At 71.5% G+C, this 19,292-nt stretch carries 23 protein-coding genes; 11 read left to right on the top strand and 12 right to left on the bottom strand.

Going from position 1 to position 19,292, the window contains the following annotated elements; translation table 11 throughout:
• Window positions 1-69: 69 nt before the first annotated feature.
• A complete protein-coding gene (locus tag HQ603_RS11865; protein ID WP_222684743.1) occupies window positions 70-1,467 on the bottom strand; it encodes a hypothetical protein in 1,398 nt (465 codons plus the stop codon).
• Between the two features lie 70 nt (window positions 1,468-1,537).
• Here HQ603_RS11865 and HQ603_RS11860 point away from each other — a divergent pair, with 70 nt between their 5' ends.
• Complete coding sequence (locus HQ603_RS11860) at window positions 1,538-2,290, top strand: isocitrate lyase/PEP mutase family protein (RefSeq protein WP_222684742.1); 753 nt, start codon at window positions 1,538-1,540, stop codon at window positions 2,288-2,290.
• Between the two features lie 8 nt (window positions 2,291-2,298).
• On the opposite strand, the gene HQ603_RS11855 is transcribed toward HQ603_RS11860, so the two are convergent.
• The 8 genes from HQ603_RS11855 to HQ603_RS11820 form a co-directional block, all read right to left on the bottom strand.
• Complete coding sequence (locus tag HQ603_RS11855; RefSeq protein ID WP_222684741.1) at window positions 2,299-4,458, bottom strand: AAA family ATPase; 2,160 nt, start codon at window positions 4,456-4,458, stop codon at window positions 2,299-2,301.
• 582 nt (window positions 4,459-5,040) lie between these two features.
• Entirely contained in the window at window positions 5,041-5,949 is a 909-nt protein-coding gene (locus HQ603_RS11850; protein WP_308126498.1) for a CDP-alcohol phosphatidyltransferase family protein, read from the bottom strand.
• Window positions 5,949-6,662 (bottom strand): phosphatidylserine decarboxylase, encoded by a 714-nt coding sequence (locus HQ603_RS11845; protein ID WP_222684740.1) that lies wholly within the window; start codon window positions 6,660-6,662, stop codon window positions 5,949-5,951. The genes HQ603_RS11850 and HQ603_RS11845 overlap by 1 nt, the downstream gene beginning before the upstream one ends.
• Window positions 6,663-6,777: 115 nt before the next feature.
• On the bottom strand, window positions 6,778-7,047 hold the full coding sequence (locus HQ603_RS11840) for a GlsB/YeaQ/YmgE family stress response membrane protein (protein WP_222684739.1): 270 nt from the start codon (window positions 7,045-7,047) through the stop codon (window positions 6,778-6,780).
• Between the two features lie 146 nt (window positions 7,048-7,193).
• On the bottom strand, window positions 7,194-8,375 hold the full coding sequence (locus tag HQ603_RS11835) for a PQQ-dependent sugar dehydrogenase (RefSeq protein WP_222684738.1): 1,182 nt from the start codon (window positions 8,373-8,375) through the stop codon (window positions 7,194-7,196).
• Between the two features lie 47 nt (window positions 8,376-8,422).
• Window positions 8,423-8,875, bottom strand: coding sequence for an SRPBCC family protein (locus HQ603_RS11830; RefSeq protein WP_222684737.1), 453 nt, complete (start codon window positions 8,873-8,875; stop codon window positions 8,423-8,425).
• 68 nt (window positions 8,876-8,943) lie between these two features.
• On the bottom strand, window positions 8,944-9,399 hold the full coding sequence (locus HQ603_RS11825; RefSeq protein ID WP_222684736.1) for a hypothetical protein: 456 nt from the start codon (window positions 9,397-9,399) through the stop codon (window positions 8,944-8,946).
• Window positions 9,390-9,962, bottom strand: coding sequence for an RNA polymerase sigma factor (locus HQ603_RS11820; protein ID WP_222684735.1), 573 nt, complete (start codon window positions 9,960-9,962; stop codon window positions 9,390-9,392). The genes HQ603_RS11825 and HQ603_RS11820 overlap by 10 nt, the downstream gene beginning before the upstream one ends.
• 162 nt (window positions 9,963-10,124) lie before the next feature.
• On the opposite strand from HQ603_RS11820, the gene HQ603_RS11815 reads away from it, so the two are divergent.
• From HQ603_RS11815 to HQ603_RS11790, 6 genes are read left to right on the top strand one after another with little or no spacing between them, the layout of a single operon-like run.
• A complete protein-coding gene (locus HQ603_RS11815; RefSeq protein WP_222684734.1) occupies window positions 10,125-10,598 on the top strand; it encodes an Asp23/Gls24 family envelope stress response protein in 474 nt (157 codons plus the stop codon).
• A complete protein-coding gene (locus HQ603_RS11810) occupies window positions 10,595-10,981 on the top strand; it encodes a hypothetical protein (protein ID WP_261773751.1) in 387 nt (128 codons plus the stop codon). Before HQ603_RS11815 ends, HQ603_RS11810 begins: the two co-directional genes overlap by 4 nt.
• Window positions 10,978-11,280: a hypothetical protein gene (locus HQ603_RS11805; RefSeq protein WP_222684733.1), complete on the top strand. Its 303-nt coding sequence runs from the start codon at window positions 10,978-10,980 to the stop codon at window positions 11,278-11,280. The genes HQ603_RS11810 and HQ603_RS11805 overlap by 4 nt, the downstream gene beginning before the upstream one ends.
• Before the next feature lie 47 nt (window positions 11,281-11,327).
• Window positions 11,328-11,507, top strand: coding sequence for a DUF2273 domain-containing protein (locus HQ603_RS11800; protein ID WP_068099361.1), 180 nt, complete (start codon window positions 11,328-11,330; stop codon window positions 11,505-11,507).
• Window positions 11,500-12,294: a hypothetical protein gene (locus tag HQ603_RS11795; RefSeq protein ID WP_222684732.1), complete on the top strand. Its 795-nt coding sequence runs from the start codon at window positions 11,500-11,502 to the stop codon at window positions 12,292-12,294. Before HQ603_RS11800 ends, HQ603_RS11795 begins: the two co-directional genes overlap by 8 nt.
• Window positions 12,291-12,842, top strand: coding sequence for a hypothetical protein (locus HQ603_RS11790; RefSeq protein ID WP_222684731.1), 552 nt, complete (start codon window positions 12,291-12,293; stop codon window positions 12,840-12,842). Before HQ603_RS11795 ends, HQ603_RS11790 begins: the two co-directional genes overlap by 4 nt.
• Before the next feature lie 79 nt (window positions 12,843-12,921).
• Here the strand turns inward: HQ603_RS11790 and HQ603_RS11785 are convergent, their stop codons facing one another.
• The gene (locus HQ603_RS11785; protein WP_308126486.1) at window positions 12,922-13,305 is read right to left on the bottom strand and encodes a DUF1304 domain-containing protein; all 384 of its coding nucleotides are present in this window, start codon (window positions 13,303-13,305) and stop codon (window positions 12,922-12,924) included.
• Window positions 13,306-13,598: 293 nt separating this feature from the next.
• Between HQ603_RS11785 and HQ603_RS11780 the strand changes: the two genes are divergently transcribed.
• On the top strand, window positions 13,599-13,931 hold the full coding sequence (locus HQ603_RS11780) for a hypothetical protein (RefSeq protein ID WP_222684730.1): 333 nt from the start codon (window positions 13,599-13,601) through the stop codon (window positions 13,929-13,931).
• 38 nt (window positions 13,932-13,969) lie between these two features.
• Here the strand turns inward: HQ603_RS11780 and HQ603_RS11775 are convergent, their stop codons facing one another.
• Window positions 13,970-14,380, bottom strand: a complete 411-nt coding sequence (locus HQ603_RS11775; protein WP_371831044.1) for a DUF5997 family protein — start codon at window positions 14,378-14,380, stop codon at window positions 13,970-13,972.
• A 90-nt stretch (window positions 14,381-14,470) separates the two neighbouring features.
• Between HQ603_RS11775 and HQ603_RS11770 the strand changes: the two genes are divergently transcribed.
• The 3 genes from HQ603_RS11770 (at window position 14,471) to groL (ending at window position 18,080) form a co-directional block, all read left to right on the top strand.
• Window positions 14,471-15,409: a LysR substrate-binding domain-containing protein gene (locus HQ603_RS11770; RefSeq protein ID WP_308126485.1), complete on the top strand. Its 939-nt coding sequence runs from the start codon at window positions 14,471-14,473 to the stop codon at window positions 15,407-15,409.
• 310 nt (window positions 15,410-15,719) lie between these two features.
• On the top strand, window positions 15,720-16,241 hold the full coding sequence (locus HQ603_RS11765) for a DUF6764 family protein (RefSeq protein WP_308126484.1): 522 nt from the start codon (window positions 15,720-15,722) through the stop codon (window positions 16,239-16,241).
• 213 nt (window positions 16,242-16,454) lie between these two features.
• On the top strand, window positions 16,455-18,080 hold the full coding sequence (gene groL / locus HQ603_RS11760) for a chaperonin GroEL (RefSeq protein ID WP_068099370.1): 1,626 nt from the start codon (window positions 16,455-16,457) through the stop codon (window positions 18,078-18,080).
• 160 nt (window positions 18,081-18,240) lie between these two features.
• On the opposite strand, the gene HQ603_RS11755 is transcribed toward groL, so the two are convergent.
• A complete protein-coding gene (locus HQ603_RS11755) occupies window positions 18,241-19,077 on the bottom strand; it encodes a DUF559 domain-containing protein (RefSeq protein WP_308126483.1) in 837 nt (278 codons plus the stop codon).
• Window positions 19,078-19,292: the final 215 nt, after the last annotated feature.

Below are 19,292 nucleotides of genomic sequence, written 5' to 3'. Positions count from 1 at the left end.
CATCCTAACGTGCGCGGTCGCGGTCCCGTCGGGCCGGGATACCCACGGGGGGTAGGGGTATGTGCGCGATCAGCCGCGTCGGGCGAGCGTGAGGAGTCGGAGGAACGCCGCCACCGAGACACCGAGAAGGAGGTAGGTGGGGGTGGGGTCGGCGGTGACGCCGTCGAGGGAGAGCCCGATTCCCGTGACCGTTCCCGGGTCGGCCGGGTCCAGCGGAGCCAGCGTGGCCAGGAAGTCGTCGATGGTGACCTGATCGAGCAGCAACGCAGGCAGCGGCGCCGCCGTCGACAGCAGCAACGCGGCGCCCGGCAGAGCGAGGGCGAGGGGGCGAACCGTCGGGTGCGGACCGCCGTCGCCGTGGGCGACGGCAAGGAGCAGGATCGGCACGGCGACCGTCACGACACCCAGCGCGACGGCCGGAGCGGGCTCGGCGTCCAGCAGGCTCGCAGCCGCGGGGGCGGCGGCCAGGGCGAGCCCGGCGAGCCACGACGTGATCCGCCCGACCGGCAGCAGCCACGCCGCGAGCGCCCCGGCGGCGAGTCCGGCGAGACCGACGGCGAGCAGGACCGTCTCCGACGTCGTCGTCCGGGCCAGCGTGTTCCACAGGGCGACGGCGGCGGTGGTGGCCAGGACGGTGGCGACGACGGTGCGGGCGTCGGCGGTGTCCCAGCGCGCGGCCACGCGGTCGATCACGACGAGGGCGACCACCAGCGCGGCGATCGCGAGCGCGAGGGAGTACTCGCCGGTGCCGACCACCTCGACGCCGACCCGGCAGACGACGGCGACCAGGACGGCGAAGACCACGAGCCGCAGGAGGTCGCGGCGCGGGGCGTCGGGCGTAGTTTCGGCCGATCGCGGCTCGTTCCCCGGCCCCGGCCCCGGTACCAGGGCGGCGACGACGGCGAGGACGACGGCGACGCCCACCAGCCACCAGGCGGGCTCGCCGAAGACACTGCTGCTGTCGAGTCGCCGCGCCACGAACCCGTCGGTGGTCGCTCGCGTTCCGACCGAGGCCAGGGCGGTGCCGCCGAGCAGTCCCGACGCGAGGCCGACCCAGCCGCCGCGGAGGTGCCGCACCCCGTGCAGGGCGAGTCCGACCAGAACCCCCGCGGCCGCGGACTTCACCCCGTGCAGCGCGATGAGCACGGACAGACTCGCGGACTCGGGGAGGGCGACCTTGGTGAACGCGAGCAGCACGATCGCGACGACGGCGAGGATCCACGGCAGCCGTCGGGCACTCTCGGCCACGGCCAGGAGGTACGCGGCGACGGCCACGGCCAGCACCTGACCCACCGTCGTCGCGGTCGACTGCGCGGACTGCCAGCGGACCAGATCGTCCACGCCGGCGGCGAACGGCCACTGCGCGGTGCGGGGCCCGGACCACGCCACGGCGGCGAGCGCCCCGGATGCCGACGCCGCGAGAACGGGGGCCGCGAGGGTGGGAGGGGCGGCGCGCAGTCGTCTCACTGCACCGAACCTATCGGTCCCGATCGTGGCACCGGGAATGTCCGCCGCAGGGGGCGGGTTCGTACCCACCATGACGACACTCGCGCAGAAGGCCACCACCCTCCTCGACCTGCACGTTCCGGGCAATCCGGTCATCCTGCCCACCGTGTGGGACGCCTGGTCGGCGAACCTCGCGGTCACGGCGGGGTTCTCGGCGCTGACGGTGGGCTCGCATCCCGTCGCCGACTCGATCGGCAAGTCCGACAACGAGGGCATGACGTTCGACGATCTGCTCACCCGCGTCCGGCAGATCACCGCGGCGGTCGACGTGCCCGTCTCCGTCGACATCGAGTCCGGCTACGGCGAGGACCCGACGCGGCTGATCCAGGGCCTGATCGACGCGGGCGCCGTCGGCCTCAACATCGAGGACACCGTGCACGGCGAGGGCGGCCGGCTGCGTGAAGCGCAGGAGCACGCCGATCTGGTCGGCGCGCTGCGCGCCGCGTCCGACGCCACCGACGTGCACGTGGTGATCAACGCCCGCACCGACCTCTTCGTCAAGCAGATCGGCGACGAGAACGACCGCGTCGATCGTGCGATCGCCCGGATGAAGCTCGCGGCCGCGGCCGGCGCAGACTCCCTCTACCCGGTCGGCTTCCACTCCGACGACGACCAGAAGCGGCTCACCGCCGAGCTGCCCCTGCCCGTCAACGCCATCGGACACCCGGCGAAGAACACCCCGTCAGCGCTCGCCGCCCACGGCGTGGGTCGGGTCAGCTTCGGCCCGCTGTTCCAGGCCGTGCTCGCCGAGCGGGCCGCCGAGGTGCTCGCCGCCTGGCGCTGAACACGTTCTCAGCGCGAGATGCTGTACGCCTGCAACGCCGCGACCTGAGCGGCGTCCAGTGACGGCCGGACGGCGTCGCACGCCCGTGCGACGTCGTCCGCGGTCACCACGGCGGCGTCGACGTCCCGCCGCATGGCGGTGAGTGCGGCCTCCCGCAGCAGGGCGGCGCAGTCCGCCGCGGAGTAGCCGCCGAGATCCTCGGCGAGCGCGGCGAGGTCGACGTCCTCCGCCAGCGGGACCGACCGACTCGCCGTCGCCAGGATCGCGCGCCGCGCGTCGGCGTCGGGCGGCGGCACGAACACCGCCTTCTCCAGTCGGCCCGGGCGCAGCAGGGCCGGGTCGATGAGTTCGGGCCGGTTGGTCGCCCCGAGGACGACGACGTCCCGCAGCGGCTCCACGCCGTCGAGCTCGGTGAGCAGGGCGGCGACCACGCGATCGCCGACGCCGGAATCGCTGCTCTGTCCGCGACGCGGCGCGAGCGCGTCGACCTCGTCGAGGAAGATCAGCGACGGCGCGGAATCGCGTGCGCGACGGAACAACTCGCGCACGGCCTTCTCCGACGAGCCCACCCATTTGTCCATCAGCTCGGCGCCCTTGACGGTGTGCACGCTCAGCTGACCGGAACTGGCGAGAGCGCGAACCACGAACGTCTTGCCGCATCCCGGCGGCCCGTAGAGCAGAACCCCGCGCGGCGGATCGACGCCGAGGCGGGCGAACGAATCCGGGTGGCGCAGCGGCCACAGCACCGCCTCCGTGAGCGCCTGTTTGGTCTCCACCATGTCGCCGACGTCGTCGAGCTCGAGACTCCCGACCACCAGTTCCTCGGTGCCCGAGCGGGACAGCGGCCGAATCACGGCCAGCGCGCCGACCAGATCCTCCTGCGTCAACACCGGGGTCGACTCGGTGCGGTGCGCGCGTGCCGCCGCCTGCACCGCGGCCTCCCGACACAGGGCGGCGAGATCCGCCACCACGAAACCCGGTGTCCGCAGCGCGATCTCACCGGTGGCGAGGCCCTCGGTGGGCACCTCGCGGAGCAGCACGTCGAGCAGGCGGGCGCGCCCGGTCGAATCCGGCAGGGGCAGCGTCAGTTCCCGGTCCACCAGGTCCGGATCGCGCAGCCGGGCGTCGACGGCGTCGGGCCGAGACGTGGTGCACACCAACGCCACTCCCGACGACGCGACGGCGGACCGCAGACGATCCAGCACCAACGTCGAGACCGGGTCCGCGTCGACGGGCAGCAGGGCGTCGACGTCCGAGACGAGCAGCACCGTGGGATCCTCGGCGGCGCGGGCCGTGTCGACGACGCGCGTCACGGCGGCCAGTCGATCGTCGGCGGCGGTGGACCCGACCGACGGGCCGTCGATCTCGACCAGACGTCGGCGCGCGGCGACGGAACGCACCATCGTCGCCTTCCCGACGCCGCCGGGTCCGGTGACCAGCACCCCCAGCCGCGGTGACGCGCCGAGGGAACGCAGCAGGTCCGGACGGTCGAGGGCCAACTCCAGCCACTCGCCGAGCGTGGCGGCCTGCTCGCGGGCGCCCACCAGATCGTCGACGGCGACGGTCGGTTCGGACGCACGGTCCCGAGGTTCGTCGGCGGCGGTCGTCGCCACGGCGGCGGCACCGCGCGTCACCGACGTGTTGGGCTGAATGCTCACCGGCCCAGCAGGATCGGTGGCGGTGACGGTCAACAGTTCGGTGGTCCAGGCCACCCCCACGGTGCGGGACAACGTCGCCGACACCGAGGCCGTGGACGTTCCCGGCCCGAGGTCGCGGGGCAGCAGGGACACGGCGTCGCCCGCGCTCACCACCTTGCCGAGCAGCGCGCGGCGCAGCGTGGCGTCGTCGAGCGCGGCCACGGCCGTCCCGCCGTGGACGGTGACCGTGGTCCCGCCCGCCACCCGGACGGGGCGGACGACCACGGTGGCGTTCTCGGTCAGGCCGGTGTTGGAGAGCGTCACGTCGTCCAGCAACGCGATCCCGCTGGGCGACACCGTGCTCGCGGCGACCACCGATGCCGTCCGCCGCGCTCCGACCAACTCCACCGCGTCCCACTCCCGCAGGCCCAGCGCCAGCAGCGCTTCGGGGTGGATCCGGACGATGCCGCGGCGCGCGTCGGCGGCCGAGGTGGTGAGACGGACGGTCAGGGACAGTTCGGGGGCGCTCACCCCGTCGAGACTAGCGATGTAGGCAGTGCTGCAATTCCGTCGACCGGACAGCAGAGACCCGCCTCTGTGCGCTGACGCTTCACTCCGCACGAGTTGGCCCGCGGCCAGCCGGTATGCTTCGCGCCGGTCACTAATAGGAGATAACCATGACGCCGTTTCAGGTCTTGCTGCTCTTGTCGCTGCTTGTGTTTTCGGTCCCCACCATGCTCATAGCGGTGGACAAGAACCGACGCCGCAGCTGGTTCTTCGTCGGCTTGCTTTTCGGGCCGTTCGGCATACTCGCCGCCCTCGTTGCCCCAGACGGGACGCCGAGGCCGCCAAGCGGAATGATGCGCGTGTTCTGCGGCCGGTGTATCGCAGCGCAGAACGTTGCATACGGAGCAACCCCACAACCCTGTTGGCGGTGTGGGCAGTTCGTCGTGGCAGGCGGTCCTGTCAACCCCCACGGAGGTGCTTCCTCTGCGGGTTCCTGAAGAAGCCGGCAGCGGCGCTCGCCCCTGACTGGCTCGAAACCGATTCGGGAAGCGTGCCCCTACCTTCGCCGGCGTTGGCGCGGGTACGAAGAACGATGAACGCGGTGGATTACGTCTTGCCACCTGGGTGGCGCAAGCGAAGACGCGCCGAACTACGACTCGCTTGCGCGGGACGACGACGCCGCACGATCCCCGGACGTTCCCGCCGCGCCGCCCGCCGCACCGCGCGTCGTTCCGCGGGTTTGGCCTCCCACGTCTCCGGACGCGCGGCGACCCACCGCTTGGAGCGCACCGCGAACGGGATGTGCGCCAGGTAGAGCGCGATCAACACGATGAGGAGCACGAACGGGAAGGTGATCAACGCGGCGCCCGCCAGCCCTACCAGGACCAGCAGGATCGCGGCCATGCGCGGCGGAACCGACACGCTCTTGAGGGCCAGGGTGGGAATGCGGCTGACGATGAGCAGCGCCGACAGCACCACCCACGTGGCGACGACGTAGTACGACGACCACCACCCCGTGCCCCACTGCTCCTCCACGGCGAGCGGGGTCAGGGCGATCAACGCGCCCGCCGGCGCCGGGACGCCCACGAAGTACTCGCCCGCGAAGGCGGGCCGGGAATCGTCGTCGATCAGGGTGTTGAACCGCGCGAGGCGCAGGACGATGGACACCGCGTAGATCAGCGCGATGACCCACCCGCCGCTGCTGCCCTCGAGCAGCGTCACGTAGAGCACCAGGGCGGGCGCGACGCCGAAGGAGATGGCGTCGGCGAGCGAGTCGAGTTCCGCGCCCATCCGCGACGTGGCGTCGAGCATGCGCGCGATGCGTCCGTCGAGTGCGTCGAGCACGGCCGCGGCCCCGATCATGGCCAGGGACAACCCGAGTCGGCCGTCGAGGCCGAACTTCACGGCGGACAGCCCCGCGCACATCGCGAGGACCGTCACAGCGCTCGGCAGCAACCGCACGGGCCCGGTGCGGCCGCCTTCCCCGTCGGACGCCGCGGACTCGGCGGCAGCGATCACGGGAGTTCGGCGAGCACGGTCTCGGCGCCCACCGCTCGCTGGCCGGGCAGGACCGTCAGGCGCGATCCCGCCGGGAAGTAGGTGTCCACGCGCGAGCCGAACCGGATCAGCCCGTAGGTGTCGCCGATGGTGAGGGTGTCACCCGCCGAGGCGTGGTTGACGATGCGCCGCGCGAGGAGACCGGCGATCTGCACGACGGCGAGGTCGTGCCCCGCGGGTGTCCGCAGGTGCATCGAGGTGCGCTCGTTGACGACGCTGGCGTCCGCGAGATCGGCCGAGAGGAACTGGCCCGCCTTGTGTACGACGTCGATCACGCTGCCGGACACTGGAACTCGCTGGACGTGCACGTCGAGCACCGACAGGAAGATGCTCACGCGCGGCAGCGGTTCCGACCCGAGGTCGAGTTCCGCCGGAGGGACCGCGACGTCGACCAGCGCCACCTCGCCGTCGGCGGGAGCGACGACGACCCCGGCCCGGTTGGGCGGCACGCGCGGGGGATGACGGAAGAAGCCGGCCATCGCGCCCGCGGTGAGCAGGGAGACGGTGCGCACCGCACGACGACGGCGGCCGAGTGCGGCCACGGCGAGCGGCGCGGCGACGAACGGGGCGCCGGCCGGATGCAGCGGAGGAATCGACGAGCGGATCAGATCCACGATGTGGCCGAGGCCGGTCGGTTCGGGCGTGCCTGCTGGGACGGGGCGTCGGGCCACGATCTCCTCTTACGTCGGGGTTACGGGTGGATCGAGTGCGGGCCCGCGCGGCCGGACAGATGCCTCGGGGCCCCTCACGAGGTTACGTGAGGGGCCCCGAGGACCACGGAGACTGTCAGACGCGCGAGCGACGTCCGGTGACCGCCTTGACGATGAACAGCAGGATGCAGGCGCCGATCAGACAGACTACGAAACTGTAGATCCAGCCCCCGCTTTCCATGCCGAAGACGCGACTCGCCACGAAGCCAGCGATGAGTCCACCGACAACGCCCACAACGACGTTCAGAATGATGCCCTGCTGCGCGTCCGTCTTCATGATCTTGCTGCCGATCCAGCCCGCGAGACCGCCGATGATGATCCAACCAATCCAACCGAGCTCGACCATGTCCATACCTCTTCCGACTCGAGACTCTCCGTCGACCCGAAGTCCAGGCACGACGTCGGCAATCGGCTACCCCTGCCCCCGGGCAGCGAAACGCCACGATTAGCCACGGGGCATCACGATCGGGCCTCGAATCGGTGTCGAGGTCGCTACTCCGGCGCGACGATCAGAACCGAGTCCGTGTCGCCGTTGTCCGTCGTCACCAGGAGCGAGCCGTCGAGTTGCGCCGAGACGGTGCGGATCCGACCGAACTCACTCAGCTCCGGCAGGGTGGCCTGCTCGGTGACGGTGGTGCCGTCCTCGGACAGACGCAGCAGCAGAACCTGCTGCCCCTTCTGCACTCCGACGGCGAGTGCCCCGTCCCAGGCTCCCCAACCGGATCCGGTGAGGAAGGTCCCCGACGCCGTCGCGACGGTGGACGGCCCGGAGCTCCACACCGCACCGCGCGCACCCGGCACCCGGTCGGGGTCGGTCATGGCGACCGACTCGTCGTACCCGGATCCGCTGCGATCGGGCGACCACCCGAAGTTGCCGCCGGGGATCAGAAGATTGACCTCGTCGTCGCGCGAGCTGCCCTGCTCCACCGAGTACACCCGGCCGGTGCCGGGCTGCTCGGCGAGCCCCTGCACGTTGCGATGGCCCAGCGTGAAGACCGGTGACGCCGGGTCCGGATTGTCGGCCGCGGGGGCGCCGGTGGCGGCGTCGACACGCAGCACCTTGCCGCCCAGCGATTCCGGGTCCTGCGGGTTGGACGGCTGCGCGGCGTCACCCGTGCCGATCAGCAGGGTGCCGTCGTCACGCGGCAGGATGCGGCACCCACCGTGCCGTCCCGTCGACACCGGGAAGCCGTCGATGACCGTGCGCTCGCGGGTCAGTGCGGACCAGTCGGGTGCGACGGTCCAGGCCACGACCCCCACGGACCGGCCGTCGCCGGACTCGATTCCCTGGCACGAGTAGACGGTGCGGTCCTGCTCGAAGCCGGGCGAGAGCGCCAACGCCATCAAGCCCGTCTCCGACGACGCGAACAGATCGCCGAGGTCCGCGGAGACCGGCGTCGGCTCGCTGCCCGGACGCACCGCCGTGAACGACCCCGCCCGCTCCGTGAACAGCACCGTGCCGTCCGGTGCCCGCACCACGTCCCAGGGGTGATCGAGCCCGCCGGCCACGACGTCGACGGACACCGGCGGCGGCGCCGTGCCCGGCTCCGCCGCGACGGGCGGCGGCGTGGTGGTGGCGGGGCTGCTGTCGGCCTCCGCCGACGACGCGCACGCCGACGCCGCGAGCCCGGCGGCGAGAACAGCGGCGGTGAGCACGGCCGGGCGTGGAGTCATACCTCCACCGTACGGACGCGGCGCCGGATTCGTCCCGTTCGCAGCCGCTACTTCTCGGCGGCGGCCTTGATCTTGGCCAGCGTCGCGTTCATGCCCCGCTCCAACTCGCCGTCGAAGTTGCGCTGCCCGCCGAAGGCCAGGCGAACCATCACGTTCGACACCGCCGTGGTTCCGCCCGGCGCCTCACGACGCTCGGTGACGCGGGTGCCCGTCGCGGTCGGCTCGAGCTCGTAGGACCAGATCGTGTGGTTCTCGGTCACCCGGAAGGCCAGACGACGCTCGGGCTCGAACCGGATCACCTTCGCGGTGGTCGGCCACAGCAGGGGTCCGCGCTTGTTCAGGTTGATCGTGCGGGTGCCGACCTTCGGGTCGCCCCCCAGCACCGTCATCTTCTTGCACTGCGGGCTCCACTCGCCCATGCGCTTCAGGTCGGACACCACCGCCCAGACCGCGGCCGGTGAGGCCTCGACGTCGATGGAGGCGGACAGAGAGGTGGCCATGGCGGTCGGTCCCGTCGTCGGTGTCCGTGACCGGGCGTCACGGCATCGACCCGCACTGTATCCGGACGTCAGGGAGCGAGAACGTCCACCACGTGGATCCGCACGCCCTCGGACGACACGGTCGTGCCGAGGATCTCGCGCAACGCCTCGGTCACCCGCGCCTCGATGGCGGCGACGAGGTGGTCGAGGTCCTGCAGGTACGGGATCGCGATGTCGAGTTCGGCTCCGGTGACCGTCCGCCCCTCGAGGGTGAGGTCCACGGCGCGCACGCGGCTGGGCAGGTCGCCGAGGGACCGGAGGATCGACAGCCGCACCACGTGGTCGCCGATCCGGAGCGAGTCGCCGCCCGCTCCGCCCGGGAACGCGGCGTCGACGGGCGTGGTCCGCCGGGTGGTGCGCCGCAGCGTCGCCAGGATGGCCGCGCTGGCCGCCACCCAGGAGGGCGTCTCCTCGTCGCGCAGTTCCTGTGCCGCTCGGTCCAGGAGCGGGTCCGTCCCTGCGCCGTCGTCGAGTGTCACCGCCATGGGGCCATCCTCTCGCTCAGAGTGCGTCGAGCACGGGTGACCTGTCCGCGAACCGCGGACGGGGACATCGACAACGTCTCCCCGATCTCGACGTGAGTCATTCCCTCCACTTCACGTAACAACCAGCAGGACCGCTGCACTTCCGGCAGATCCGCCAGCACACGACGCAGGGCCGCGAGGAAGTCGGACCCCGTGGCGGCGGCCGCGGGATCGGCGACGGCGTCGCTGACCGCCTCCTCGAACAGCCAGTCCTCGGCCGGTCGCGGCACCCGGCGTCGGGTGGCGTCGATGGCCTTGTGGTTGACGATGCCGAACAGCCACGTGCGCAGCGCGGAGTCGGAACGGTAGTGCTCGAGGCTCTTCCACGCGGCGACGAAGGCGTCCTGCACGATCTCCTCGGCCAGGCCGTCGTCACGCACCATGTTGCGGGCGAAGCGGTACATCGCTGGTCCGTGCGTTCGCACGAGAGTCTCGAACGCCGCCCGGTCGCCGAGAACGGCGGCGTCGACCAATGCGTCGGAGTCCCGCGCTCCGGTCGACGCTGCGGGTGTCGTGGCCTGCATGTCCCGGTATTCGGTTCCGACGCCGTCTCGGACCGGCTCGAGGAGGGTTGGACCCGACCGGGTGTGGCATACGTGGTGTGTCATACGTCACAAGGGCGCACGTTTCCGCGGCTCGGCCGCGACCTACTCCTGACACCAACGACCTGAAAGGATGATTCGGAGATGACTGCATCGACCGGTTCGACCACCTCGGCGAACTCGCTGGACAAGACCACCAAGAGCGAGGACTCGGGCACCTTGGTCGCCTCCGACGGGCGGACCACCATCGCCGACGTCGTGGTCTCGAAGATCGCCGGCATCGCCACCCGTGAGGTCAACGGTGTGCACGACGTGGGCGGCGGCGCGACCCGCGCCATCGGCGCCCTCCGCGAGCGCATCCCGGGCGCCCGCGTCAACCACTCGCAGGGCGTGTCCGTCGAGGTCGGCGAGCGTCAGGCCGCCGTCGACATCGACATCGTCGCGGACTACGGCGTGTCCATCGCCGACCTGGCCGCCGGTATCCGTCGCAACGTCATCGACGCGGTCGAGCGCATGACCGGCCTCGAGGTGACCGAGGTCAACATCACCGTCCACGACGTCTACCTCTTCGAAGAGGACAACGAGCACGACGAGCCCGCACCCGCGCGCGTCCGATGACCGCGTCTCCGGCAGGTGAGGACGTCGCCGATCGCGTCGCTGCGGCCGTGACGGCGGTTCCCGGCGTCGCGTTCCTGCACGGTGGCGTGTTCGGCGAGATCGGCACCTACCTGCCGGGGCGGCGTGTCGCCGGCGTCGCGGTGCGTGACGACGCCACCGAGGTCCACATCGCGGTCACCACCGATGCCGTCGTCCGCGAGACCGCGGACGCCGTGCGTCGGGCGGTGCGCGCGATCGTCGACAAGCCGGTCAACGTGCTCGTGCAGGACGTCGTTCCGCCCGAGCAGGCCTCGCCGGATCGAGTCGGGGACACCGGCACGCCCGGTCTCGAGCACGGCAGCTCGGAGTCGAGCGGGTTCGGCGGGGGTACCCCCGCCCCGTGACCGACCCGCACCGACCGTCGCACGACGAGCCCGCCTACCGCGAGGCTCGTCGTGCGGCGGTTCGCGCTCACCACCCGGATGCGGGAGGTGACGCGGATCGACTGATGCGCGCCCTGCGCGACGTCGATCGCCGCTTCGGGATCGTCGACCGCGAGGTCGCCGGTCCGCGCTCGACGCCGGTCGACGTCGTCGTGGTGACGACGGCCCGACGACGCGCTCTGCGTCTCGTCCGACGCGCGGGACGTGCGTTGCCTCGCCGACGCGCGTACGTCGACATCACGCCCCCGCCGCGGCCCTGACCTCATCTTTCTCGACCCGCACCACCCACCCCAGCGATCGGAGCACCATGACTTCCTCCACCATCGGACTGTTGGCCGGCTTGCTGCTGGCCGTCGCGGCTGCCGCCGGCGGGTTCACCGGTTTCCTGGTCGCGCTCGTGCTCGGGGCCATCGGCTTCGCCGTCGGCGCCTACCGGGACGGAAACTTCGATCCCGAATCCCTGCTGCGCGGCCGCGGCCGTGGCTGACCCCGACGACGCTCGCCCCGCCCCGCTCGCGGAGCCCGGCGAGCGGGGTTCGCTCACGGTGCTCGACCGCGCGATCGAGCGCATCGCCGACGCCTCGCTGAGCCGCACGACGGGCGTGGTCTCGGGTGGCGGCACGTTCGGTCGACGCCCGTCGCGGGTGAAGGTGACCCAGGAGGGCCGCACGGTCCGGGCCGCCGCGGACGTCACGGTGACGTGGCCGCGCTCGGCCGTGACCGTCGCCGACGATCTGCGTCGCGACATCGCGCGCGGCATGACCGACTCCGGACTGCGAACCGAGTCCGTCGACGTGCGGGTGGGCGACTTCGCGTCGACCGACCGCGAGGTCGCCGCCGCAGCCGGGTCCACGGCGGATCTGCTGCCCGCTCCTCGGCCCCTGGCCGCACCGGCGGCCACGCCCTGGGCCTTCCTGTGGACGCTCGCGCTGCTGGCGGGAGCCGCGGTGCTCATCCGTGACGCGGTCGTCCTCTGGGGATGGGTGCCGGGCACCGCGTGGACCGGATCCGCACTGGACTACCTGAACGGGCTGGGGCCGCAGTCGTGGATGGTGCCCGGCGGCATCGCCGCCGCGGTGGTCGGTGCCCTCATGGTGCTCGCGGCGCTCAAGTGGCGCGGCCGTCGTTACCGGCCGACCGACCTGGCCGACGACGTGTGGATCCACCGCCGTGACCGCGCGAAGCTCGCTGCGGCGCCCGCCGAGTCCGCCACCTCGACCGCTGCAGGGTCGGCCGACGAGACCACCACCGACACGAAGGGAGCGGCGTCGTGAAGCGCAGTACGGCGTTCTTCGACCGTCTCGGCGTGCTGATTCTCGGTGCCGCCCTGGTCGCCCTGGGCGTCGGTGCGGCGCTGTGGCAACAGGGGTCGTTGCCGTTCGAGCTCGACTCCCTGAACGTGGGCGCGGTCGCCGATCGGCAGTCGGATTCCTGGTGGCCGTGGGCTCTGGGTGGAGCCGGCGTCGTGCTCGTGCTGCTGCTGCTGTGGTCGCTGCTGCGCCGATTGCCGTCGTCGGCGGGACGCGAGCTGACGCTCAGCTCGGATCCGTCGGTGCCGGGATCGGTCACCGTCGATCTGCGGGCCGTGACGAAGCAGGCGGCCGACGTCGCCCGCGACCTGCCCGGCATCCGGTCCGCTCGCTCGCGGCTGCGGTGGGAGCGGAGCGACGGCTCCCGCGTTCCCGTCATCACCGTCCTGGCCCGTACCGAGGCCGACGCGTCCCTCGCCACGGCGGCGACGGACCTCGCCACCGTCCGTCGGCACGTCGCCGCGGTGGTCGGGGACAACGCCGTCGCCGTGCGGGTTCTGCTCTCGTCCTGAGCCGGCCGCCGCCGGGGGGTCGCCCCCGGCGGGCCGTCCGCACGGCCCGTTCCCCGGCACGGCCCGTGTCGGGGGACGGTCAGATCAGGCTGATCGCCGCGGCGACGACGGCGATCGCGCTCGGCCCGCCCTGAACGGCGGCGGCGCGCAGCAGCGCCTTGTCGGTCGAGCCCAACACGGCTGCGGCACCGACCATCGACCCGCAGGCGAACAGGACCAGCGCCGCGCCGACGTGAGCCTCGCCGAACGACAGCACCAGGCCGCCCACCGCGGCGCCGATGCCGAGGAACAGGTTGTACCAGCCCTGGTTGAACGCCCAGCGCTTCACCGCGCGGGCTTCGGCGTCGTCGCGGACGCCGAACACACGTCGTCCCGCGGTGTCGAACGCGAGCGACTCGAGAACGAAGATATAGGTGTGGATCGCGGCGGCGAGCAGCGCGGCGATCGTGGCGAGAGCGGTCACGATCGCAGTATGCGCCCGGCGCGCCTCGACACGCCGATGGCGACACGCGGATTCCCACAATGGTCGAACAATGGTTCTCGCGGATGTTTGTAGGAACCCCACAACGAAAACGAACGGTATCCATGACGTACGTGTTTGTGGCGGATCACGAATTGTTACGAGGGTCTGCGTAATGGCCGCACGGGGCGTACGCTCTCGTCAACGACCGGGATTGTTGTATCGCTCACGTTCCCGAACTCGTTACACCCAGTTTGGACGGCGTCCACGCGGCGCCTCGTATCGGGGAGATGCGGATGTACGAGCTACTCGAGAACCGACGTCGCATGGTCAATCCCGGGCACACCGATTTGGTGCGTGCCGTGTTCTGCGACGAGTTCGAGTCGGGCGTGGACCGCGCCGCACTCGATTCCATCGACCACGGCGACATCGACCGGTGGGTGACCGACCTGCGGTACACCGGCCTGCTGCTGCCCGACGAGGTCGCGGCCATCGAACGTCAGTGGCTCACCGACCCGGCCGGCCTCGTGTCCGCGCTGGTCGGCGGTCTCGACGAGGTGACGCAGCGCCGCACGGCGCACCAGGACGTGCACGCGTCGTTCGCCCGTCGTCGTTCCGCAGCGGTCTGATCGGCGGCCGGGGTCCGGCGCGGAGCCGGACCCCCGCTTCAGCGGTTCTTGGGCGGGCGGTTGGTCCGCTCGCGCCGCTCGATCTCCTTCTCCCTCACCCGCGTAGCCTCGCGCTGCACCTCCACGAGGTTCGCCCGCTCGCGGGTCAACCACTCGGGTTCCTCCCCGATCAGGGCGTCGATCTGCTCCTGCGTGAGCGCGTCCGACACCCCGTTGCGGGCCAGCGCCGTGTTGGTGACGCCGAGCTTGCGCGCCACCACGTCGCGCGGGAACGGCCCCGATTCCCAGAGCACCCGTAGCCACTCCGGCGGGTCGGCGCGCAGCGCATCCACCTCGGCGCGAGTGATGCTGCCGGTGCGGAAGTCCTCCGGTGCGGCCGGCAGGTAGATGCCGAGCTTGCCCGCCGCGGTCAGCGGCTTCATGGACTGGGACGTGTCTCCGGTGCTCACGGCATCAGCCTAACGGCGCGGACACCGCCCCGACGCCGTGACGTCGATCGACTCCCCACCACTGTCCGACCGGTGCCCTACCCTGATCGCGTGACCGATCCGACCGTCCTGCGCTGGTTCGTCGCGGTCGCCGAGACGGGCGCCTTCGGCCGGACGGCGCGTGCGCTGTCCGTCTCCCGGCAGCGCCTGAGCGCGGCGATCCGCGACCTCGAGGCCGAGGTGGGCGAGCGGGTGTTCGTCACCGACGAGTCGGGAACGCACCTCACCGCCGCCGGGGAGACCCTGCTGACGCACGCCCGCGCCGTCATCGCCGCGGACGACGAACGACGACGCGCGGAGCCCGCCCCCGAGCCCGTGCCCACCCTGCGCATCGGATTCGTTCCCGGCGTCACCGTGACCAAGTGGACCCGAATCTGGGCCGACCGCTTCCCCGAGACCCCCCTCACCGCGGAGGTGATCGAGGAGCCCGACCAGCTGGCGGCGCTTCGCGAGGGCCGCGTGGACATGTGCTTCGTGCGCGAACCCGCCGACCGCGACGGGCTCCACACCGTCCCGCTGTACGCGGAGGTGGCCGTCGTCGTCGTGCCGAAGGACCATCCCGTCGCCGCGTACGACGCGGTCACCCTCGCCGACCTCGACGGCGAATCGATGCAGGAGCGGGGTGACGACGTCGCCGTCACGCTCGAGATGGTCGCCGCCGGTGTCGGGCCGGTGGTGCTTCCGCACTCGCTCGCTCGGCTCCACGCGCGCAAGGACCTGGTCTACCGGCCGGTGACGGACGCACCGTCGACGCAGGTGTTCCTCGCCTGGCCCGTCGAGGGCGCAGGGAGCGACGGCGAGGAGATCGACAGCGACCCCCGGCAGGAGTTCCTCGGCATCGTCCGGGGGCGGTCCGCGCACAGTTCCCGCGCCGCCGCCGAGCGGCGCACGGGTGCCGATCCCGCCGCGCGTGCCACGCGGCGGAAGGGCGCCGATCCCGCGCAGAAGACGCCGCCGCGTCCCGCCTCTCGGCGCAAGCGAGCGCGCTGACCGCGCCCGACCCCGTGCTGCCCTCCCGAGGGCGATGCCTCGGTGGCGCGTGCGGGCGTGAGCTGACGGCCAGTGGGACCGGAATGCGTTGAGCGGCAGCGTTTTCGGAGTGGTCGGACGGCGTCGGAGCCGGCCGCGCGGGTGCCGGCCGAGCGCGGCGACCACGTCCGCCGACCCGGGGCTCGGGCGCACACCGAATCGTTACGTTCGCCGCCCCTCGTCGGCCGGGTGGGGCCGGTAAGGTTCGCCGTGCCTGCCCCCGTGGGCGGGATCTCTCGCCGTTTCGCTCGTCGTTCTCCAGGAGTTCTCCGTGACGCTGTTCGCCGCCTTCTCGTCCGCTCGTTCCGCCCGCGTCCGCCGTGCCGCCGCTGCCGTAGCCGCCACCTCGGCCGTCCTGTCGTTCGGCGCGGTGCTCGGTACCGCGACCGCCACCGCGGCGCCCGTCACGTGCGTCTCGCCCCCGTCCGCCAACGACATCAGGATCGACGGCACGGCCAGCTGCGGAGCCAAGGCCACCGCGCCGGGCGTCGCGCGGTCGGACGCGAGCGACAGCGGCACCGCGGTCTCCGTCGCCGACGGCGGATCCGCCAACGCGACGGCGACGGGCTTCGGTACCGCACTGAGCGCCGTCAGCGGCGCCGGCACGTCGTACTCCTTCGCGCTCGGTGGCGGCATCAGCCGCTCGGCGGCGTCGAACGGTGCGACGGCCATCGCCGTGGCGGGCTACGGCGGCGGCGCGAGCGCGTCGACCGAGACGGGTGTGAACTGCGCCGGCCTCAACTCCTTCGCGCTGGACCTCTCGACCGGGCGGGCCTGCATCGCCGGATTCTGACGGCACCTCGAGGGCTTGCACTCGACAGGGTCGAGTGCCAGAATCGGACCTGGCACTCATGTAGTGTGAGTGCCAGGTCGAAGAGGTGAGATCGGGAATCGTCGACACCCCTGGTCGTCCGTCGCGGGCACCGACTCGGCCGGAATTGGAATTGGAGCGGCCCCAACCGCGGTCGCTTCGCGTGTCACCCCCAATCCGGAGGATCACTTCGCAATGGCCAAGATCATCGCGTTCGACGAAGAGGCACGTCGTGGCCTCGAGCGTGGGCTGAACAGCCTCGCCGACGCAGTCAAGGTGACGTTGGGCCCCAAGGGTCGCAACGTCGTGCTCGAGAAGAAGTGGGGCGCCCCCACGATCACCAACGACGGCGTCTCCATCGCCAAGGAGATCGAGCTCGAGGACCCGTACGAGAAGATCGGCGCCGAGCTGGTCAAGGAAGTTGCCAAGAAGACCGACGACGTCGCCGGTGACGGAACCACCACCGCGACCGTCCTCGCTCAGGCACTCGTCCGCGAAGGCCTGCGCAACGTCGCGGCCGGCGCGAACCCGCTCGGCCTCAAGCGCGGCATCGAGTCCGCCGTCGCCGCCGTCACCGAGTCCCTGCTGAAGTCCGCCAAGGAGATCGACACCAAGGAGCAGATCGCTGCTACCGCCGGTATCTCCGCGGGCGACGCGTCCATCGGCGAGCTCATCGCCGAGGCCATGGACAAGGTCGGCAAGGAAGGCGTCATCACGGTCGAGGAGTCCAACACCTTCGGCCTGCAGCTCGAGCTCACCGAGGGCATGCGCTTCGACAAGGGCTACATCTCGGGCTACTTCGTCACCGACGCCGAGCGTCAGGAAGCCGTCCTCGAGGATCCCTACATCCTGCTGGTCAGCTCCAAGGTCTCCACGGTCAAGGACCTGCTGCCGCTGCTGGAGAAGGTCATCCAGTCCGGCAAGCCGCTGCTGATCGTCGCCGAGGACGTCGAGGGCGAGGCGCTCTCCACCCTCGTGGTCAACAAGATCCGCGGCACCTTCAAGTCCGTCGCCGTCAAGGCCCCGGGCTTCGGTGACCGCCGCAAGGCTCAGCTCGCCGACATCGCCATCCTCACCGGTGGCGAGGTCATCAGCGAAGAGGTCGGCCTGTCCCTCGAGGGCGCCGGACTCGAGCTGCTCGGCCAGGCTCGCAAGGTCGTCGTCACCAAGGACGAGACCACCATCGTCGAGGGTGCCGGCGACGCCGACGCCATCGCCGGTCGCGTCGCGCAGATCCGCTCGGAGATCGAGAACTCCGACTCGGACTACGACCGCGAGAAGCTGCAGGAGCGTCTGGCCAAGCTGGCCGGCGGCGTCGCCGTCATCAAGGCCGGTGCTGCCACCGAGGTCGAGCTCAAGGAGCGCAAGCACCGCATCGAGGACGCCGTGCGCAACGCCAAGGCCGCCGTCGAGGAGGGCATCGTCGCCGGTGGTGGCGTGGCTCTGCTGCAGTCGTCGCCGGCTCTGGACGGACTCACCCTCTCGGGTGACGAGGCCACCGGTGCCAACATCGTGCGCGTCGCCCTCGAGGCACCGCTGAAGCAGATCGCGTTCAACGCCGGCCTCGAGCCCGGCGTCGTCGCGGAGAAGGTCCGCAACCTCCCCACCGGCCACGGCCTCAACGCCGCGACCAACGAGTACGAGGACCTGCTCGCTGCCGGCATCAACGACCCGGTCAAGGTCACCCGCTCGGCTCTGCAGAACGCAGCGTCGATCGCGGCTCTGTTCCTCACCACCGAGGCCGTCGTCGCCGACAAGCCGGAGAAGGCCGGAGCGCCCGCGGGCGACCCGACCGGCGGCATGGGCGGCATGGACTTCTGAGTCCTGCTCCACCTCGTTCGACGCCCGGTCCACCCTCGCGGTGGGCCGGGCGTCGGCGTGTGTGCGGTGAGGTCTCCGCCCGGGCCGAACTGCCGGGCGTTTCTGCCCTCGAATCGACCGGATCGACGGGATCCCGTCGGAATGCCCGAGTTGCGGTACGTCACGCCCGCGCTTTGCGCCGCCGCCGTACCTCCGTGATGATCTGCTCGACCACCTCGTCGGTCCGCGCCATGGCGGTGGCCGCCGAGTACCGCAGCACCAGCCATCCGTCGAGAATCAGGTGGTTCTGCCGGATGCGGTCCTGCGTGAACGTGTACGCGTCGATGTGGAACTCGCGGCCGTCGATCTCGACGATCACGCGGCCTCGTCGGTCCACCAGGTCGCCGTAATAGGGCCCCACCTCGCCGTTGATCTCGAGGGGGAAGTTCCGTCGTGCCAGTGCGCGTGCCACGAGACGTTCGGGCTCGGAGAGCGTGCGCGGGCAGGCCCGCCGAAGCTGCTCCCGGACGGCAGGAACACCGTGCATTACCCGCACCGCGTCACAGGCCCGGGCAACCGCGCGCCAGCGCATCCGTCGGGTGAGCGCGTGGTCGACGAAGCGTTCCAGGGCGTCCTCGTTCAGGGTCGTCGCGACGTCGACGAAGCACTGTTCCGCGGTCACCAGGGGCAGCGTCTCCCGATACACGACAGTGGTGATGTCGCGTCGGTGGAGCACGCACCACGTCGGGCCCCGATACGAGGCGGACGGTGGGACGGTGGCGTGCACCAGGTGTGGCTCGTTGCTCAGCAGACCCCACCACCAGGCGGCGGTGTCGTGACTCAGAACCGCGTGGGGTTTCCAGACCAGGACGGCGCGGCACCGGTCCTCGTAGCTCGGCGGAGTGGTCGAGTACACCGCGGGCAGCACTCGGTGGAGCGCTCCCGCCGCGACACGACGAGAGAGCGCACTCCCACTGATTCCATTGCGCAGCAACTCGGCTCGACTCAGAACGACCACCACCCGAGTGTGGCGGCGGACCCGAGGGCGAGACCAGGGTGCATCCGGGGCCTGTGGAGAGCGGGCGCCACCATCCACAACTCCGCGCCATCGACGGGATCCCGTCGAATCGAGCGGGTAGTGGACGCCCACGCCCGCGGTCAGCGGCCGGGGACGTAGTGACGGGGGCTGTCGCGCCGGTCCGGGAGGGGGAGATTGCGGTCGGGGGTCTCGGG

This window comes from Rhodococcoides corynebacterioides (assembly GCF_019834675.1).
In the GTDB taxonomy this organism is placed as follows: Bacteria; Actinomycetota; Actinomycetes; order Mycobacteriales; family Mycobacteriaceae; genus Rhodococcoides; species Rhodococcoides corynebacterioides_A.
This window is presented reverse-complemented; position numbering and strand designations above follow the sequence as displayed.

Bases quoted from the DNA above. Each gene is read 5' to 3' on its own strand.
- HQ603_RS11840 (WP_222684739.1), bottom strand. From the start codon at position 7,047: ATGGTCGAGCTCGGTTGGATTGGTTGGATCATCATCGGCGGTCTCGCG.
- HQ603_RS11810 (WP_261773751.1), top strand. From the start codon at position 10,595: ATGACCGCGTCTCCGGCAGGTGAGGACGTCGCCGATCGCGTCGCTGCG.
- HQ603_RS11800 (WP_068099361.1), top strand. From the start codon at position 11,328: ATGACTTCCTCCACCATCGGACTGTTGGCCGGCTTGCTGCTGGCCGTC.
- HQ603_RS11780 (WP_222684730.1), top strand. From the start codon at position 13,599: ATGTACGAGCTACTCGAGAACCGACGTCGCATGGTCAATCCCGGGCAC.
- HQ603_RS11830 (WP_222684737.1), bottom strand. From the start codon at position 8,875: ATGGCCACCTCTCTGTCCGCCTCCATCGACGTCGAGGCCTCACCGGCC.
- groL (WP_068099370.1), top strand. From the start codon at position 16,455: ATGGCCAAGATCATCGCGTTCGACGAAGAGGCACGTCGTGGCCTCGAG.
- HQ603_RS11825 (WP_222684736.1), bottom strand. From the start codon at position 9,399: ATGGCGGTGACACTCGACGACGGCGCAGGGACGGACCCGCTCCTGGAC.
- HQ603_RS11835 (WP_222684738.1), bottom strand. From the start codon at position 8,375: ATGACTCCACGCCCGGCCGTGCTCACCGCCGCTGTTCTCGCCGCCGGG.
- HQ603_RS11860 (WP_222684742.1), top strand. From the start codon at position 1,538: ATGACGACACTCGCGCAGAAGGCCACCACCCTCCTCGACCTGCACGTT.
- HQ603_RS11815 (WP_222684734.1), top strand. From the start codon at position 10,125: ATGACTGCATCGACCGGTTCGACCACCTCGGCGAACTCGCTGGACAAG.
- HQ603_RS11820 (WP_222684735.1), bottom strand. From the start codon at position 9,962: ATGCAGGCCACGACACCCGCAGCGTCGACCGGAGCGCGGGACTCCGAC.